General features: G+C 65.2%; 17 protein-coding genes and 1 other RNA gene. 3 read left to right on the forward strand and 15 right to left on the reverse strand.

What is annotated here, in order from left to right; all coding sequences use genetic code 11:
• Nucleotides 1-152: 152 nt before the first annotated feature.
• The 5 genes from ybgC to ruvC all read right to left on the reverse strand — a co-directional run bounded on the left by ybgC (nt 153) and on the right by ruvC (nt 3538).
• Nucleotides 153-596 (reverse strand): tol-pal system-associated acyl-CoA thioesterase, encoded by a 444-nt coding sequence (gene ybgC / locus NOF55_RS06615; RefSeq protein WP_306410553.1) that lies wholly within the window; start codon nt 594-596, stop codon nt 153-155.
• Nucleotides 589-1062, reverse strand: a complete 474-nt coding sequence (locus tag NOF55_RS06620) for an NUDIX hydrolase (protein ID WP_306410947.1) — start codon at nt 1060-1062, stop codon at nt 589-591. The genes ybgC and NOF55_RS06620 overlap by 8 nt, the downstream gene beginning before the upstream one ends.
• A gap of 169 nt (nt 1063-1231) precedes the next feature.
• A complete protein-coding gene (ruvB, locus tag NOF55_RS06625) occupies nt 1232-2275 on the reverse strand; it encodes a Holliday junction branch migration DNA helicase RuvB (RefSeq protein WP_306410554.1) in 1044 nt (347 codons plus the stop codon).
• 114 nt (nt 2276-2389) lie between these two features.
• On the reverse strand, nt 2390-3007 hold the full coding sequence (gene ruvA, locus NOF55_RS06630; RefSeq protein WP_306410555.1) for a Holliday junction branch migration protein RuvA: 618 nt from the start codon (nt 3005-3007) through the stop codon (nt 2390-2392).
• An 18-nt stretch (nt 3008-3025) separates the two neighbouring features.
• Entirely contained in the window at nt 3026-3538 is a 513-nt protein-coding gene (gene ruvC / locus NOF55_RS06635; RefSeq protein ID WP_306410556.1) for a crossover junction endodeoxyribonuclease RuvC, read from the reverse strand.
• Nucleotides 3539-3741: 203 nt separating this feature from the next.
• Between ruvC and NOF55_RS06640 the strand changes: the two genes are divergently transcribed.
• On the forward strand, nt 3742-6042 hold the full coding sequence (locus NOF55_RS06640; protein WP_306410557.1) for a methyl-accepting chemotaxis protein: 2301 nt from the start codon (nt 3742-3744) through the stop codon (nt 6040-6042).
• Nucleotides 6043-6139: 97 nt separating this feature from the next.
• The gene (locus NOF55_RS06645) at nt 6140-7141 is read left to right on the forward strand and encodes an LLM class flavin-dependent oxidoreductase (protein ID WP_306410558.1); all 1002 of its coding nucleotides are present in this window, start codon (nt 6140-6142) and stop codon (nt 7139-7141) included.
• Nucleotides 7142-7345: 204 nt separating this feature from the next.
• Here NOF55_RS06645 and NOF55_RS06650 read toward each other — a convergent pair whose 3' ends face one another.
• The 5 genes from NOF55_RS06650 to NOF55_RS06670 form a co-directional block, all read right to left on the reverse strand.
• Complete coding sequence (locus NOF55_RS06650) at nt 7346-8092, reverse strand: YebC/PmpR family DNA-binding transcriptional regulator (protein ID WP_306410560.1); 747 nt, start codon at nt 8090-8092, stop codon at nt 7346-7348.
• A gap of 61 nt (nt 8093-8153) precedes the next feature.
• Nucleotides 8154-8507: a hypothetical protein gene (locus tag NOF55_RS06655; RefSeq protein WP_306410561.1), complete on the reverse strand. Its 354-nt coding sequence runs from the start codon at nt 8505-8507 to the stop codon at nt 8154-8156.
• 26 nt (nt 8508-8533) lie between these two features.
• Entirely contained in the window at nt 8534-9385 is an 852-nt protein-coding gene (locus NOF55_RS06660; RefSeq protein WP_306410562.1) for an MBL fold metallo-hydrolase, read from the reverse strand.
• A 114-nt stretch (nt 9386-9499) separates the two neighbouring features.
• Entirely contained in the window at nt 9500-10324 is an 825-nt protein-coding gene (locus NOF55_RS06665) for a TIGR00282 family metallophosphoesterase (protein ID WP_306410563.1), read from the reverse strand.
• On the reverse strand, nt 10321-10542 hold the full coding sequence (locus NOF55_RS06670) for a hypothetical protein (RefSeq protein ID WP_306410564.1): 222 nt from the start codon (nt 10540-10542) through the stop codon (nt 10321-10323). Before NOF55_RS06670 ends, NOF55_RS06665 begins: the two co-directional genes overlap by 4 nt.
• Before the next feature lie 58 nt (nt 10543-10600).
• Here NOF55_RS06670 and NOF55_RS06675 point away from each other — a divergent pair, with 58 nt between their 5' ends.
• Nucleotides 10601-12568 carry a methyl-accepting chemotaxis protein gene (locus tag NOF55_RS06675; RefSeq protein WP_306410565.1) on the forward strand — a complete coding sequence of 656 codons (1968 nt, stop codon included), beginning with the start codon at nt 10601-10603 and terminating at the stop codon, nt 12566-12568.
• On the opposite strand, the gene NOF55_RS06680 is transcribed toward NOF55_RS06675, so the two are convergent.
• The 5 genes from NOF55_RS06680 to NOF55_RS06700 all read right to left on the reverse strand — a co-directional run bounded on the left by NOF55_RS06680 (nt 12543) and on the right by NOF55_RS06700 (nt 15282).
• Nucleotides 12543-13127 (reverse strand): 5-formyltetrahydrofolate cyclo-ligase, encoded by a 585-nt coding sequence (locus tag NOF55_RS06680; RefSeq protein ID WP_306410566.1) that lies wholly within the window; start codon nt 13125-13127, stop codon nt 12543-12545. The two genes, NOF55_RS06675 and NOF55_RS06680, sit on opposite strands and share 26 nt — an antisense overlap.
• Before the next feature lie 62 nt (nt 13128-13189).
• Entirely contained in the window at nt 13190-14215 is a 1026-nt protein-coding gene (gene ppk2 / locus NOF55_RS06685; protein ID WP_306410567.1) for a polyphosphate kinase 2, read from the reverse strand.
• A 186-nt stretch (nt 14216-14401) separates the two neighbouring features.
• Nucleotides 14402-14561: non-coding RNA, 6S RNA (ssrS, locus tag NOF55_RS06690), on the reverse strand.
• Between the two features lie 46 nt (nt 14562-14607).
• A complete protein-coding gene (locus NOF55_RS06695) occupies nt 14608-14988 on the reverse strand; it encodes a cell division protein ZapA (RefSeq protein ID WP_306410568.1) in 381 nt (126 codons plus the stop codon).
• Nucleotides 14989-15009: 21 nt separating this feature from the next.
• Nucleotides 15010-15282: a DUF4164 domain-containing protein gene (locus tag NOF55_RS06700; RefSeq protein ID WP_306410569.1), complete on the reverse strand. Its 273-nt coding sequence runs from the start codon at nt 15280-15282 to the stop codon at nt 15010-15012.
• Between the last annotated feature and the right edge of the window lie 144 nt (nt 15283-15426).

Consider the following 15426-nt stretch of genomic DNA (forward strand, 5'->3'; position numbering starts at 1 on the left):
TGGTTGCGGCGTAAAGCCCGTCCTCGCCTTCTTGCTTTTAATTTTGGTCAAAGGAAGGCGTCCGGCGCACATTCCATCTCACGTGCATTAGGACATTATTATGGTTAAAACATTGTTACGTTCTGCGTTGTTTTTGCAACGCAACGAAAAGCTCACCGCCCGAGAAGCCGCGCGGCCAGTTCCGGCGGCAGGCGGCGGGGTCGCCCGGCCTTGCTGATGGCCGCGACCCGAACCCGCGCCGACACCACCACCTTGTCGCGGGCACGGATTTCCTGCTCGATCACCATGCGCGCACCCGCCACCTCCGTGGTTCCGGTCAGGACGGTCAGGACGTCGTCCATCAGGGCCGGAGACCGGAAATCGATCTCCATGCGCCCGACCACGAAAACCAGTCCCGCCTCGTCGTCGGCGAGCTGCCCCTGTTCCACGCCGAGACAGCGCAGGTAATCGGTGCGGCCGCGCTCGAGGAAATGCAGGTAGCGGGCGTGATAGACCCGGCCGGAGAAATCCGTGTCCTCGTAATAGACGCGCTGCGTGAGGCGATGCCGGCCTTCCGCGTCGAACGCGCCGGACAGGGGAACGTGATGCTCAGTCATGCCTTGCTCCAATCGCATCCAGATCGCCGTCGCGCCAGACGAGGTGGCGCGGGCTTTCCGGCAGGGTCTCGATCTCCTCCGCGAGGAAATAGGGCGGGATGTCGAGCGCCGTCAGCGCCTGGCCGGTCGCCGGCACCCATTTGAACTCCAGTTCGCTGCGGCCGTCGGCGACGCGATGCACGATGTCGGACGGATGGAACGGAAAGCTCTCCGGTATCTCCATCAGGTAGTAGAGCCCGTATTCGTGAAAGTCGGCCTCTTCGTAACGGAAGAAGTTCTCGACCGACCAGAGCAGGCGCTTCACCTCCGCGCTGACGCCGAGTTCCTCCTGCATTTCACGCACCAGTGTCTCGCTCGAGGTCTCGCCGATTTCCGCCCGTCCGCCGGGAATCGTCCAGAAATCCTCATGCGTCGCGCGATGCACGAGCAGATGCCCCTCCCGGAAGGCAAGCCCGGCGACGCGCATCTGGAAGATGCGGCCGCGTTTCTTCTGTTTGATGCGGATCAGCCTTCGTTCGCCCACGGTCCCACCATCCCGGTTCGACAACCCCGATTTCCGGCAACAGCACGCGGCGCGGCGGCAGGTCCGGGCAGCCGCCGGACGCCGGCCCCTTGCAGCACTGGACCGCGGCGCATCACTCGTCCTCGTCCAGAGTGAGCCGGAACTGTGCTGCCTCGATATCCTTCGGGGCCGCCAGCCCCAGATGTTTCCAGGCATTCGCGGTCAGGATGCGGCCGCGCGGCGTGCGCTGGATGAAGCCCTGCTGGATCATGTAAGGCTCGATGATGTCCTCGATGGCATCGCGCGGCTCGGAAAGCCCCGCCGCGATCGTCTCGATACCGACCGGCCCGCCGCCGAAGTTCATGGCGATCATCGTCAGGTAACGCCGGTCGAGCTGGTCGAGGCCCATATTGTCGACATTCAGCCGGTTCAGCGCCTCGTCGGCGATCTGCCGGGTCACGGCCTCGGCCCTCGCCACCTCCGCGAAATCGCGCACCCGGCGCAGAAGACGCCCGGCGATACGCGGCGTGCCGCGCGACCGGCGGGCCACTTCCCGCGCGCCTTCCTCCGTCACCGGCAGTCCCATCAGCCGTGCGCCACGCCGCACGATGCTTTCCAGTTCCTCGACCGTGTAGAAGTTGAGGCGCACGGGAATGCCGAAGCGGTCGCGCAGCGGCGTCGTCAGCAGGCCGAGACGCGTGGTGGCCGCAACCAGCGTGAACCGCGCCAGATCGATCTTCACCGAACGCGCCGCCGGTCCCTCGCCGATGATCAGGTCGAGCTGGTAATCCTCCATCGCCGGATAGAGGATTTCCTCGACCGCCGGATTGAGCCGGTGGATCTCGTCGATGAACAGCACGTCGCGCTCCTCGAGATTGGTGAGGAGTGCCGCAAGATCGCCCGCCTTGGCGATGACCGGGCCGGAGGTCGAGCGGAAGTTGACGCCGAGTTCCTTGGCCATGATCTGCGCCAGCGTCGTCTTGCCGAGGCCGGGCGGGCCGACGAACAGCACATGGTCCAGCGCCTCGCCGCGGCCCTTGGCCGCCTCGATGAAGACCTTGAGATTGGCGCGCGCCTCCGCCTGGCCGGTGAACTCGTCGAGCGATTGCGGCCGCATCGCCGCATCGATGTCCTCGCCGCGTTTTTCCGGGGAGATAAGCCGGTCTGCCTCGCTCATGAACCCTCGCATCTGGACGTCCCGGCGCCGTGCCGGCGGCACCGGGATCGAAATCGCAACATTGGCGACGTTCTACCTCTTTTGCCGGAGCTTGCCAGCATCGAACGGATCATTTTAGCGCGAAAGCTCCTTCAGGCCGAGACGGATCAGGCGGGCGCTGTCGGCTCCCTCGCCCGCATTCTTCAGCGCCGCCGCCACCGCGTTCGCCGCCTGATCGCGCGAATAGCCGAGATTGGCGAGCGCCGAAACGGCATCCGCCACCGGCGCGGAGGCGACGCCTTCGCCCAGTTCCTGCTTGAGGCCGATATGGATCGCGGCGTCGCCGGCGAAGGCGGGCGCCTTGTTTTTCAGTTCGGTGACGATGCGGGTCGCCACCTTGGGGCCGACGCCCGGGGCGCGCGAAATCGACTTGCCGTCCTGAAGCGCGATGGCATTGGCAAGCTCGGACGGGGACAGCGTCGAAAGCACGGCCAGCGCCACCTTGGCGCCGACGCCCTGCACGCTTTGCAGCAGGTTGAACCACTCCCGCTCCAGCGCCGACAGGAAGCCGAACAGCCTGAGCTGATCCTCACGCACATAGGTCTCGATGAACAGCACCGCCGCCTCGCCGGCCCCGCCGAGCTTCGAAAGCGTCCGCGACGAGCAATAGGCGACGTAGCAGACGCCATGCACGTCGATCAGCGCATGGTCCTCGCCGATCTCCTCGATAGTGCCCTTGAGCTTGCCGATCATTCCCGCCTCTTTAAGACTTCAGACCGCCAGTTTCGCCATGCGCATGCGATTGCCGCCCCGGTTGTGGGCATGGCAGATGGCGATGGCCAGCGCGTCGGCTGCGTCGTTTCCCTTGAATTCCGCCTTGGGCATGAGGATCTTCAGCATCATGTGAATCTGCTGCTTCTCGCCATGACCGACCCCGATGACCGCCTTCTTCACCGCATTCGGCGCGTATTCGGAAACCGGAAGCCCGGCGCGGGCCGGAACCAGCATGGCGATGCCGCGCGCCTGCCCGAGCTTCAGCGTCGCCACGGCGTCCTTGTTCACGAAAGTCTGCTCGACCGCCGCCTCGTCGGGCCGGTAGCCGTGAACCACGTCCGCCAGCCCGTCATGCAACTGGCAGAGGCGCGAGGCCAAATCCATGTCCCCGTCCGAGGTCACGGTTCCGGAAGCCACGAACCGCAGGCTGTTGCCGAGCGTATCGATGACGCCCCATCCCGTCCGGCGAAGCCCGGGATCAATCCCGATGATGCGAATCGTTTCCTGCATGTCTCACCCTAGCTGCGAGCCGGAATGGGTGCCACCGAAATGTGAACAAAACAAAAACGATCCCTGTTTTTTTGCTCTGCAACATTTACCGCCCGTTAAGCGCAGACACGTCTTCTATTCGAATATCGAACGGAAGTGAGCAACCGGAGAGCGAGGGGCCATCCGGAGCCGCACGCCGCGCCAAAACCGAAAGCTGTCGAGATATGAACCGCCATTCACTCGCCTTCAAGGTCACAACGATCTTCCTGTTCCTGAGCCTGATTTCCATAGCCGCACTCAACCTGCTCGCCTATCGCAGCAGCAGCGGCGTCCTTCAGGATCAGGCTTCGGCCAGCATGAGCCAGGTTCTGGTGTTTCGCGGCGACATGCTCAAGGAGCAGCTCGGGCTCATGGCGCAGCAGGCGGGCTCGATCGCCCGCATCGAGGCCTTGCAGGCGGCATCCACCGGCCTGCGCAGCGGCTGGAACTCGCTGGAGAATGCCGGCGGCGCCCGTGCCGAGCTGCAACGGATCTTCGTGACCGGCAATCCGTTTGCGGAAAAGGAGAGGCTGCTGAAGCCGGAAGGCCCCAGCGGCTTTTATTATTCCACCCACGAGACGGTTCAGGCGGACGTCGCACGCTATCTCGACAACACGCCCTTCGACGACCTGATGATCGCCGCACCCGACGGCACCGTCTTCTATTCCTACCGCAAGGGACCTGCATTCGCCGAAAACGTCGCCGGGGGCCAGTGGGCGAACGGCAGCCTGGGCGCCGCCTTCGAGCGGGCCCGCTCGGCAGTCGGTTCGATGAGCGACGAGCAGGAACCTTCCGCCAGCTTCTCCGGCCTGATGACGGCAGGCGATGACGGCGAGGCCTCACTGGTATTCGCCGTGCCGGTCCTGCGCCTCGGTTCGCTGAGAACGGTCATGCTGTTCCACGTCCGCAACGACGTCGTCCTGTCGATCCTCGAAAAGGGCCATTCCGCCGACACCAGCCTTCTCTCGACGCTGATCAGCGCCGATGGCGACATCTTCGGCAAGGACGGCCAGAACCGCCTGGCCATGCTCGGCAAGGCCCCGGCCGACAGCCTCCGCACGGCGCTGGCTGCTCCCGAAACCGACATGACGACGGTCGACTCGCTGCGCGGCAGCGAACCGGAGCGCAGCTTCCTTCGCTCCGTCAGCTTCGGGGATCAGCGCTTCGCCGTTTCGGAAAGCCTGCTCTCGAGCGAGATCGAGGCCGGCACCCAAAAGATCGCCGGCGTCCTGCTTCTCACCGGCTTCGTCGTGCTCGCCATCAGCGTCGCGGCAACGCTTTTCAGCATGAACCGGCTGCTTTCGCCGCTGGCCCGTCTCGCCCGCGCCACCGGCGACGTCGCCAAAGGCAATCTTGACCTGGAAATCACCGACCAGACCCGCAAGGACGAGACCGGCGTGATGGCCCGCGCGCTGGAAAGCTTCCGCCAGGCCCTTCTCCAGCAGCGCCATCTGGAAGCCGCCAATGCCGAGCGGGAAGCCGGCCTTGCCGCCGAACGCCGCGAACGTCTGGCCGAACGGGAGGCGGAAGCCCGCAGCCTGCAAGCCGTGGTGAGCGAACTCGACGCGGGACTGAGCCAGCTTGCGGAAGGCAACCTGTCCTATGCCATCACACGCCCCTTCCCCGAGGAAACGGAAGGGCTGCGCCTCAACTTCAACCGCGCCATCGCCCGGCTGAACGAGACGATGGCCGCGATCGGCGGCAACTCCTGCACCGTGCGCGACGATTCCGAGCGGATGCGCGAAGGCGCCGACCGCCTTGCCGACCGCACCAGCCGGCAGGCGACCGCCATCACCCAGACCGTCAGCGCCATCGACGCCATCAACAAGGCGCTGGCCGAGCAGACGGCCAAGGCCGAACAGGCGGCCCGGATCGCCGCCACCGCCCAGACCGGCGCCCGCCAGTCCGGCCAGGTCATGACGCAGACCATCAGCGCCATCGAGGCCATCCAGTCGTCTTCCTCGCAGATCAACCGCATCACCCATGTGATCGAGGAAATCGCCTTCCAGACCAATCTTCTCGCGCTCAACGCCGGTGTCGAGGCCGCGCGTGCCGGTGACGCGGGCAAGGGTTTCGCGGTCGTGGCGCAGGAAGTGCGCGAACTGGCGCAGCGCTCGTCGAATGCCGCCCGCGAGATCACCGTGCTTCTCCAGAAGTCCACCGAGGACGTCGAGAACGGCGTAGCGCTGGTCGAGAAGGCCGGACAGGCGCTGAACGAGATCGGCTCGCATGTCGAGACGATCAATGCCGAAATCGCGGCTATCATGGAATCCACCCATCAGGAAGCCAGCATGATCCGCGAGATCAGCCATTCGGTCAGCGAGCTGGATCAGGTGACGCATGAGAATGCGTCGATGGTCGAGGAAACCACCCGGGCCATCCATCGCCTCGCCGGCGAAGCCGGGGAAATGGACCGCCGCATCGGCCACTTCACCCTGAGCGGCGCCGGCACCGCGGGCGAAGCCTATCTGCGCCGGGCAGGCTGACGGATTATTGACCGGTTATTATTTCCCGGCGCACCTTGGTTGCCGGGAAATAAATCTTACATGAGAGGCGACGACAAACGCCTCCGGACACGCGCCCATGATACCCTTTTCGATCCTCGACCTCTCCCCCATCGGCGTTGGCGACACCGTCGGCAGGGCGTTGGAGAACACCAAGCGCATGGCCATCCGCGCCGAGGAGCAGGGTTTCAACCGCTTCTGGCTGGCCGAGCATCACGGCATGCCCGGCATAGCCAGCGCGGCGACGGCGCTCGTCATCGCCCATGCCGGCTACGCCACCCGGCGCATCCGCATCGGTTCGGGCGGCATCATGCTGCCCAACCATTCGCCGCTGGTGATCGCCGAACAGTTCGGCACGCTGGCCGCGCTCTTCCCCGGCCGCGTCGACCTCGGCCTCGGCCGTGCGCCCGGCACGGACATGGGCACCGCCCGCGCGCTGCGCCGCAATCTGGACGCGGGCGCGGAAAACTTCCCGCACGACATCGTGGAGCTGATGCAATATCTCGGCGAAACGGGGGAGGAGCAGCGCATCATCGCCGTTCCCGGCAAGGGCAGCCAGGTGCCGCTCTGGCTGCTCGGATCGAGCCTCTACAGCGCTCACCTCGCCGCCGCGCTCGGCCTGCCCTACGCCTTCGCCTCGCATTTCGCGCCGGACTACCTGATGGATGCGATTGCCATCTACCGCGAGCGCTTCCAGCCCTCGGCCGCGCTGGCCGAACCCTATGTGATGGTCGGCGTCATGGGCGTCGCCGCCGATACGGATGATGAAGCGGATTATCTCTTCACCAGTTCCAAGCAGCAGTTCATCAACCTGCGCCGCAATATCCGCGGCGAATTCCCCGAACCCGTCAGAAGCATGGACGGCATCTGGACCGATCTGGAGCGCTACAATGTCGAGCATACGCTGCGCTACGCAGCGGTCGGCTCTCCCGAAACCGTCGAGTCGCAGCTCACCCATTTCCTGAAGGAAACCGGCGCCGACGAGCTGATCGTCTCCATGCCGATCCACAGCATCGAGGCGCGGCTGCACTCCGTCGATCTGTTCGCCGGCCTGACGCGCCTGATGAAGAAGGCCGGATAAGACGGAAAAGCCCGGCACGAAGGCCGGGATCGGATTGCTGACAAAGGGCTCATCGCTCTCTTTCGTCATGGTCGGGCCTGACCCGGCCATCCACCGCGCCGCTTGCGGCGTGGGCCCCTGGGGCTCGAGCCCGAGGGTGACGAAGAAGACGGATTGTCCATACACTAAGCCCGGCCTTCGTGCCGGGCTCGCGGCATGGTCCGCTCAGGCCGAAAGCCTGGCCATCACCTCGTCGGACACCTCGAAGTTCGAATAGACGTTCTGCACGTCGTCGTCGTCTTCGAGGTTCTCGATCAGCTTCATCAGCGACTGGGCCTTTTCCTCGTCCACCGGAACGGTGTTCTGCGGCTTCCAGATCGCCTTGACGGTCTCGGCCTCGCCGAGGGCGGATTCGAGCGCCTTGGACACCTCGCCGATATCCTCGAAACCGCAGATGATCGTGTGGCCGTCCTCGTCCGTCTCGACGTCCTCGGCCCCGGCCTCGATGGCGGCCTCCATCACCGTGTCGGCGTCGCCAGCGGCGGGTGTGTAGGTGATTTCGCCGACGCGGTCGAAGGAGAAGGACACCGAGCCGGTTTCGCCCAGCGCGCCGCCGGCCTTGGTGAAGATGGAGCGGACATTGGAGGCGGTGCGGTTGCGGTTGTCGGTCAGCGCCTCCACGATGACGGCAACGCCGCCGGGGCCGTAGCCCTCGTAGCGGACTTCATCGTAGTTCTCGCCGTCGTTGCCGGCGGCCTTCTTGATGGCGCGCTCGATATTGTCCTTCGGCATGGACTGCGCCTTGGCGTTCTGGATCGCCAGGCGCAGGCGCGGGTTCATCGCCGGGTCGGGCATGCCCACCTTGGCCGCAACGGTGATTTCGCGCGCAAGCTTGGAAAACATCTTGGATCGCACGGAATCCTGCTTGCCCTTGCGATGCATGATGTTCTTGAACTGTGAATGGCCAGCCATGACACCCCTTGACGTCAGATTTTTCGGATTGGCGGCCTTATAAGAGCGAAAGCGCGCGCGTTCAAGACTTCGGCGCGTTTTTGCCTTTCCCGAAGAAGCGGCCCTCGATCCGGCGGGAGTAATGGTCGAGGGCGAGGACGCCCGCCACCAGGGCGACGCTGAACGCAAGGCCGGACCAGAACAGGACATCCGGATCTTTCAGCACGGCGGGCGGCAGAACCGGCATGGCAACGATAACCGGGGCGACGCTCGACCACTTCATGGTCGTGTGCCGGCGGCTGCCGCGTTCGGCGCGAACGAAGCGGCCCGGCCACTCCCAAGGCCCGAACCTGTCGAGCGATTTCAGGATCGCCAGCAGGAGAAACGGCGTGGAAAACAGTCCTACCGCCAGAGCGATCCGCGCTTCATCCGTCATGCCGCCCTCCGAACCGCGCCGGAAGGTTACATGCCCTTCAGCACGTAGATCAACGGCTTTTTCGGCAAGCTGCGCATCGATACGGTGATCCGCTCGCTCGGCGCGAAGGCCACGTCGAACTGGCCGTCGAACATCTCGATGAAACGGTCGCGCGGGCTGCCGGTGCGGTGCATGGGCAGGATCAGCGAGGAGCGCAGCCGCTTGACCACCCGGCTCATGCTGTCCGCCCCCATCGTCAGCCCGCCGTCGACCGGCACCATCAGCACGTCGAGACGGCCGATTTCGGCATAGTGCGTATCGGTCAGTTCGTGATGCAGGTGGCCGAGATGACCGATGCAAAGACCGGCCATCTCGTAGATGAAGATCGAGTTCTGATCGGCCTCCATCCCACCTGCCCCTGCATCCCCTCCCCAGCCCGGGAAGATTCGCATGTCGGTAGTCACGTTGCGGATATAGGTGTCGCCGATGACGACATGATGCTCCGCCTTGCTGCCCGGTTCGTCGCCCCAGCCATGCAGGACGTGCCGGATCGCCGGGTCCGGCGTCAGCGTGTAGTGCGAACTGTGTGCCTTGTTCATGGTGGCGACCGTCGGCGCCGGCGAGATCGGCAGCCAGCCATTGTAGTCCGTCGCCACGCTCACCCCGTCCGGCCCCTCGATCAGGAAGGTCGAATGGCCGATGAAAGTGATCGCTACCTCGTCCTTGGCCGTGCCGGCGGCCAGGATCGGCGCTTCCGGCCGGAAGCTCGCGAAGGTGACGCCGGGCAGCGTCTGCGCAATCGCCTGGCACTGGCTCACCGCCGCGCGCGCCTGCTGGGCAAGGGCCTGGGGGGCGATGGCGATGAATGCCGCAGCGGCAAAGGCAAACGTCCTGAGCATTGGCAAGGCCCGCATCCTGTCTGTCTGTCACCGGAAGGATGCGGCAGGCGGCATCGGGCGTAAAGGCGTTTAAGTTCCGCCCGGCCTCACAATCGCGTCATCGCGCCGCCTTCGTCAGAGCCAGAACGCCGGAAGGGTCTCCGCCAGCCGCGGTCCGATTCTCAGCGGGGCGATCTTTTCGGCGAGCCCCGTCCTGTCCGAAATCTCGACCCCGACGCCGCAGATGGTCGCGGGGCCGTGGGCCGCCTCGAACCGCCCCTTCGGCATCTTGGAAATGAAGCGGTTGAGCGGCTCTTCCTTGTCCATGCCGAGCGAACTGTCGTAATCGCCGCACATGCCGGCATCCGACATATAGGCGGTGCCGCCGTTGAGGATCTGGTGATCGGCAGTCGGCACATGGGTATGCGTGCCGACGACGAAACTGGCGCGGCCGTCGACGAAATGGGCAAAGCATTGCTTCTCGCTGGTGGCCTCCGCATGGAAATCGAAGACCACGGCGTCGGCTTCCTCCTTCAGCGGGCAGGCCGCGAGAATGGCCTCGGCGGACTTGAAGGGATCGTCGAGTTCGGGATGCATGAAGACGCGGCCCATGATGTTGGCCACCAGAATGCGCGCGCCGTTGCGGGCGAAGAAGAGGCCGGAGCCCTTGCCCGGCGTTCCGGCCGGATAATTGGCCGGACGCAGGAACTGGTCGTGGCGCGTGGAGAAGGCCACGGCTTCCTTCTGGTCCCAGACGTGGTTGCCGGTCGTCACCACGTCGGCGCCGGCATTGATCGTCTCCAGGAAGATGTCCTCGGTGATGCCGAAGCCGCCGGCGGCGTTCTCGCCGTTGACGATCACGAAGTCGAGCTTCAGGTCGGACACCAGCCCCGGCAATTTTTCCCACACTGCCACGCGACCGGTCTTGCCCACCATATCGCCCAGAAACAGCAACCTCATGATGCCCGCCCTTTCAACCGAACAAGGAAAGGGCCTTCTGCAATCGGCACGCCATTCATCGGAATGTCATACGGCCCTGCCGGGACTTCTGCCATTTCCCGGCGGGCAAATGCAATGCCGCATCCCGCCGATTCAGGGCTTTTTGCCGAAAGAAGCCCCTCCACCGCGCCAAAACGGCACGGGGTGGCGACAAAGTGCGCGCGCAAGGCCTGCGTCACAAGCTTCTCTTAAGAATAGGAGGCGATAGTGAAGGCAATCATAATATGGGGATGCCCGATGAAACTCCTGTCCCGCTTCAGCCTCGTCAGCACCGCGACCATCGCGATGGCGGCGATCCTCGTCCTCTGTCTCGGCGCCGTCTCATGGACGGTCGCCGGGCTGATCCGCGAACGGATCGCCTCCGAAGCCATCCACTCCCAGAACGCCAGCCTGCGCATCGCCGCCACCATCATGGAGCGCGACATTCCCGGCCTGAAAGTCACCTGGAGCGAGGACGGCAATGTCGAGCGCATCACCGCCGAACGGCTGCCGGCGGAATTCACCGACCATTCGATGATCGACGCCATCGGCCGCATGACCGGACAGACGGCGACGCTCTTCACCATCGACGGGCAGAGCCAGGGGTTCATACGCCGCACGACCAATGTGAAGACGGCCGACGGCGCCCGCGCCGTGGGAACGCCGCTCGACCCGAACGGCACCGTCTTTCCGGCCGTCAAGCGGGGGGAGACCTATCGCGGTGAGGCGACGATCCTCGACGTCCCCTACTACACGATCTACCAGCCCGTCGCGACCTCCGCCGGACAGGTGATCGGCGTCGTCTATGCCGGCGTCCGCACCGCCGAAATCGCCGGCATCGCCAGCCGCTTCGCCTGGGCCATCGGCCTGACCGCCAGCATCGCCGTGGTCATCGCCATCGCCCTGATGGTCTTCATCATGCGCAGCATCATCGGCCCGATTCCGAGGCTGACGGCAGCCGCCGGCCGGCTGGCGGACGGACAGGTCCGGGACGACATTCCCGATCGCGACCTGCGCAACGAAATCGGCGCTATGGCCCGCGCCCTCGAGGTCTTCCGCCTGAACGCGCTCGCCAAGCTGGAACTGGAACGCCGCTCCGCGGACGAGCGCAGCCGCCACGAGGCCGAGCGCGTGGCCGACGAGCGGGAAAAGGAGGAGGCCGCGGCCGCGCGCGCCGCCTGCATCGACCACCTCGCCGAAGCGCTGGACCGCCTGAGCCAGGGCGACCTCACGACCCGGATCGAGCGGCCCTTCACGCCCGAGATGGAACGCCTGCGGTCCGATTTCAACAATTCGGTGTTCAACCTCAGCAAGGCGTTTGCCCGCCTGCGCGACGAGGCGTCCGCCATCGCCGAAAGCAGCGCCGAGATGCGCGGCTCCGCCTCGGATCTGGCCAACCGCACCGAACAGCAGGCCGCGTCGCTGGAGGAGACCTCCGCCGCCATCGAGGAAATGACGGGAACGGTGCGCTCCTCCGCCGAACGGGCGCAGGAAGCCTCCGGCGTCGCCGCGCAGGCCCAGACCAGCACCGAGCAATCGTCCCGGGTGGTTTCCAACGCCGTGGATGCGATGAACCGCATCGAGCAGGCCGCCGGCGAGATTTCGACCATCATCAACGTCATCGACGAGATCGCCTTCCAGACCAATCTTCTGGCACTGAACGCCGGCGTCGAGGCCGCCCGGGCCGGCGATGCCGGCAAGGGCTTCGCCGTCGTGGCGCAGGAGGTGCGCGAGCTTGCCCAGCGTTCCGCCAACGCCGCGAAGGACATCAAGACGCTCATCACCCGCTCGGGGCAGGAAGTGGCGGGCGGGGTGAAGCTGGTCCGCGAGACGGGCGAGGCGCTCGGCTCCATTTCCGGGCAGGTCAGCCGCATCAACGACCTGATCGCCGCCATCGCCACCGCCGCGCGCGAACAGTCCACCGGGCTTCAGGAAATCAATACCGCCGTCAACCAGATGGACCAGTTCACGCAGAAGAACGCCGCGATGGTGGAGGAAACCACGGCCGTGACCCACAAGCTGGCCGAAAGCGCCGCAACGCTCTCCGACCTGCTGACCGGCTTCAGGGTGGAAGGCCGCGCCGAAGCGCCCGCCCGCGTCGCGCCGCCGGTTGAAACGCGTCCCGCGGCATCGCCAGCCCGGGCCATGCAGAACCGGCTCACCGGCGCATTCCGCAGCGGCGCGAGCCCGGCGGCGGCCGTCAGTTCGGACTGGGAAGAGTTCTGAACCCCTCCTCCGTCAGCACGGCGTCCATCGGCACGTCATGGGCATCCGCCGGCACCGCCTCGCTCTCCTGACAGGCGAAGGCGACACCGACGAGGCGGGGTCTGAGATCCCGCTCGCGCATCCGGTCGATGGCCCGGTCGTAATGGCCGGCGCCGTAACCGATGCGGTTGCCGTAACGGTCGAAGGCCGACAGCGGCATCAGGATGATATCGGGATCGGCCAGCGGCGCATCGGCGGGGGCGCCCATCGTTCCCCATCCCGTATCGGTGAGCGGCCGGGCGGGATCGTAAAGCCGGAAGGCGATCGTCTCGCGGTCGAGCACCGCCGGCAGGCAGAGCCGGGCGCCCTTCTGTGCCAGCGCCGCCAGCAGCGGCATGATGTCCGCTTCGGAGCGGATCGGGTAATAACCGGAAACGACGGCGCCCGGCGGCACGTCCAGACCGGCGATCCCGTGGCGGCAGATGGCAGCGCTCCTGCATGCCCGTTCCCGGGGCGAAAGCCCGTCGCGCGCCGCCAGCCGTTCCGCGCGCAGCACCGCCTTGGATATGGTTTCGGACATCGTTCTCCCCGTTCGCAATCGGGCCGGAACCATAATACAGGCCACGGCCCGGCGAAAGCCGGTCAACGGTTGATGCGGCGGCTTTCCGGGTGCAGCGTCTTGCCGAGGATGCTCTCGTCACGCCCGATGACATGGGCGCTCGCGCCGACGATCAGCGGATCGGGATCGTCCACGGCGCGCACGCCCGGCGGCCGATAGGGCAGAGACGTCAGGAAATGCCGCATGCAATTGAGCCGCGCGCGCTTCTTGTCGTCCGACTTGACGATGGTCCACGGCGCATCCGCGGTATCGGTGAAGAAAAACATCGCCTCCTTCGCCTCGGTGTAATCGTCCCACTTGCCGAGCGACGCCTTGTCGATGGGCGAGAGCTTCCACTGCTTCAGCGGATCGGTCTCGCGCTGCCTGAAGCGGCGGGCCTGCTCGTCGCGCGTCACGGAAAACCAGTATTTGAAAAGACGGATGCCGGAGCGCACCATCATCTTTTCCAGTTCCGGGCATTCGCGCATGAATTCCAGGTAATCGTTCGGCGAGCAGAAGCCCATGACGCGCTCGACGCCGGCACGGTTGTACCAGGAGCGGTCGAAGAACACGATCTCGCCGCCCGCCGGCAGGTGTTCGAGATAACGCTGGAAATACCATTGCGTCCTTTCCCGGTCGGAGGGCTTTTCCAGCGCCACGACCCGCGCACCGCGAGGATTGAGGTGCTCCATGAAGCGCTTGATCGTGCCGCCCTTGCCGGCGGCATCGCGTCCCTCGAAGATCACGACGATCTTCTGCCCCGTTTCCTTCACCCAGTTCTGGGCCTTCAGAAGCTCGACCTGAAGCGCCGACATCTGCTCCATGTAGGTCTTGTTCGGCATGCGGTTTCGATAGGGATATTCCCCCGTCTCGAAGGTCTGCCGGATGGCGTCCGGGTCCTTGCGCAGGCTGCGGATATCGAAATGATGCTCCACCGGCGGCGTCGGCAAGGGCGCGACGTGAACGGCCGTTCCGATCTCCGGTTCGGCAGCCGCTACGGGCTCCGGCGCCGGAACGCTGTCGTCCGTCCTGAAACCCTCGACTGCGGTGACGTTGTCCTGATCCGTCATTCCGTCCCGTTTCCCTCGTTGAAATTAACACAACGCAAATCTCCGCCCATGCAGGAATGCCCGCATTGATCGAAATCAAGGTTGGAATAACAAGTTCTGCGCGGGGTAAAGAAAGCGTTCCACCTGCCGCGCAGGCGCAACCTGCCTCCGATTCAACCGGGTCAATGCGGTGTGTGGGGAAGGAAAGCGCGATCCACGACAACCGGTGGATGTTTACGATCCTGGGTGCCTACAAACGTAGGTGGGCGCCATATGTCCGGACCCACGGGTCCGGTCAGGGACAGCTCCCTTTGGATCGAGTATGGCCCCAGGGATTGTGGTATCCTGCCGGGAAGCGCAGACCGCATGAAACATATAGTCTCAATCGGGCCGTTGCGCCAGAGGCTGCCGGATCAATTCACCGGCGTCGAGGGCGGGCGGGCCGAAAGCTTGGCGGCCAGCGCGGTCATCCGCGCGGTCATCTCCTCGATGACGGCCGTCACTTCCAGATTGCGCGTTTCCAGGCTGGCGGCTGCACCGTCGCGGCTCTGGCGCAGCCCCTCCACTTCCGTCTGGAGCGCCGCGACCTGGCGCGACAGTTCGGTCATCTCGTCCATCACCATGATGCCGGCCATGACGGTCAGGCGCAGATCGCCGATTTCGCCGAACTGGCTCTTGAGATGCCCGACATAGCGGTCGAAGCGCTGGGCGAGATCGACGAGATGCTCTTCCTGGCCTTCCTCGCAGGCCATGCGATAGGCCTTGCCGTCGATGGATACCGTTACCTGTGCCATTGTTCGCCCGCCCGCTGAAGATTACCGGTCAAGAACCGCCCTGATCGTTTCCATCGCCGTCACCAGACGCCGGGAGACCTCCCGGTTCACCTCCTCGAGACGGTTGGCCCTGAACTCGGCCTGGTCCAGTTCCTGCGCCAGACGGGCACGGTCGGCGTGAACGCGGCGCACCTCGTTGTCGGCGTCGCCATGCTCGCGCTCGCGGTCGATGCGGGCATCCACGGCGCTCTCCAGCCCCGTCATCGCCCTTCGCAACTCGCTGAGCGCCGCCTCCATCGATTTCCCTGTCGACATGCTGCCCATCCCGGCCTTGCCCTTGCGGATCGAATCGCACGGACACACTTTGAACCTGATGGCGGACAATATTCGCCGTGAACGAGCCGCGTCAACAAATGCGGGCCGGACGGATCGCTCTTGCTGTGGACGGCGCCCGTTCCG

It is taken from the genome of Ectorhizobium quercum, from assembly GCF_026552795.1.
Classification (GTDB): Bacteria; Pseudomonadota; Alphaproteobacteria; order Rhizobiales; family Rhizobiaceae; genus Ectorhizobium; species Ectorhizobium quercum.

What these genes read in the sequence shown, in the direction of transcription:
- NOF55_RS06645 (WP_306410558.1), top strand. Translation starts at nt 6,140, where the DNA reads ATGATACCCTTTTCGATCCTCGACCTCTCCCCCATCGGCGTTGGCGAC.
- NOF55_RS06650 (WP_306410560.1), bottom strand. Translation starts at nt 8,092, where the DNA reads ATGGCTGGCCATTCACAGTTCAAGAACATCATGCATCGCAAGGGCAAG.
- NOF55_RS06660 (WP_306410562.1), bottom strand. Translation starts at nt 9,385, where the DNA reads ATGCTCAGGACGTTTGCCTTTGCCGCTGCGGCATTCATCGCCATCGCC.
- ybgC (WP_306410553.1), bottom strand. Translation starts at nt 596, where the DNA reads ATGACTGAGCATCACGTTCCCCTGTCCGGCGCGTTCGACGCGGAAGGC.
- NOF55_RS06695 (WP_306410568.1), bottom strand. Translation starts at nt 14,988, where the DNA reads ATGGCACAGGTAACGGTATCCATCGACGGCAAGGCCTATCGCATGGCC.
- NOF55_RS06640 (WP_306410557.1), top strand. Translation starts at nt 3,742, where the DNA reads ATGAACCGCCATTCACTCGCCTTCAAGGTCACAACGATCTTCCTGTTC.
- ruvB (WP_306410554.1), bottom strand. Translation starts at nt 2,275, where the DNA reads ATGAGCGAGGCAGACCGGCTTATCTCCCCGGAAAAACGCGGCGAGGAC.
- ppk2 (WP_306410567.1), bottom strand. Translation starts at nt 14,215, where the DNA reads ATGACGGATCAGGACAACGTCACCGCAGTCGAGGGTTTCAGGACGGAC.
- NOF55_RS06665 (WP_306410563.1), bottom strand. Translation starts at nt 10,324, where the DNA reads ATGAGGTTGCTGTTTCTGGGCGATATGGTGGGCAAGACCGGTCGCGTG.
- NOF55_RS06655 (WP_306410561.1), bottom strand. Translation starts at nt 8,507, where the DNA reads ATGACGGATGAAGCGCGGATCGCTCTGGCGGTAGGACTGTTTTCCACG.
- NOF55_RS06620 (WP_306410947.1), bottom strand. Translation starts at nt 1,062, where the DNA reads ATGCGCGTCGCCGGGCTTGCCTTCCGGGAGGGGCATCTGCTCGTGCAT.
- NOF55_RS06700 (WP_306410569.1), bottom strand. Translation starts at nt 15,282, where the DNA reads ATGTCGACAGGGAAATCGATGGAGGCGGCGCTCAGCGAGTTGCGAAGG.
- NOF55_RS06680 (WP_306410566.1), bottom strand. Translation starts at nt 13,127, where the DNA reads ATGTCCGAAACCATATCCAAGGCGGTGCTGCGCGCGGAACGGCTGGCG.
- ruvC (WP_306410556.1), bottom strand. Translation starts at nt 3,538, where the DNA reads ATGCAGGAAACGATTCGCATCATCGGGATTGATCCCGGGCTTCGCCGG.
- NOF55_RS06675 (WP_306410565.1), top strand. Translation starts at nt 10,601, where the DNA reads ATGAAACTCCTGTCCCGCTTCAGCCTCGTCAGCACCGCGACCATCGCG.
- ruvA (WP_306410555.1), bottom strand. Translation starts at nt 3,007, where the DNA reads ATGATCGGCAAGCTCAAGGGCACTATCGAGGAGATCGGCGAGGACCAT.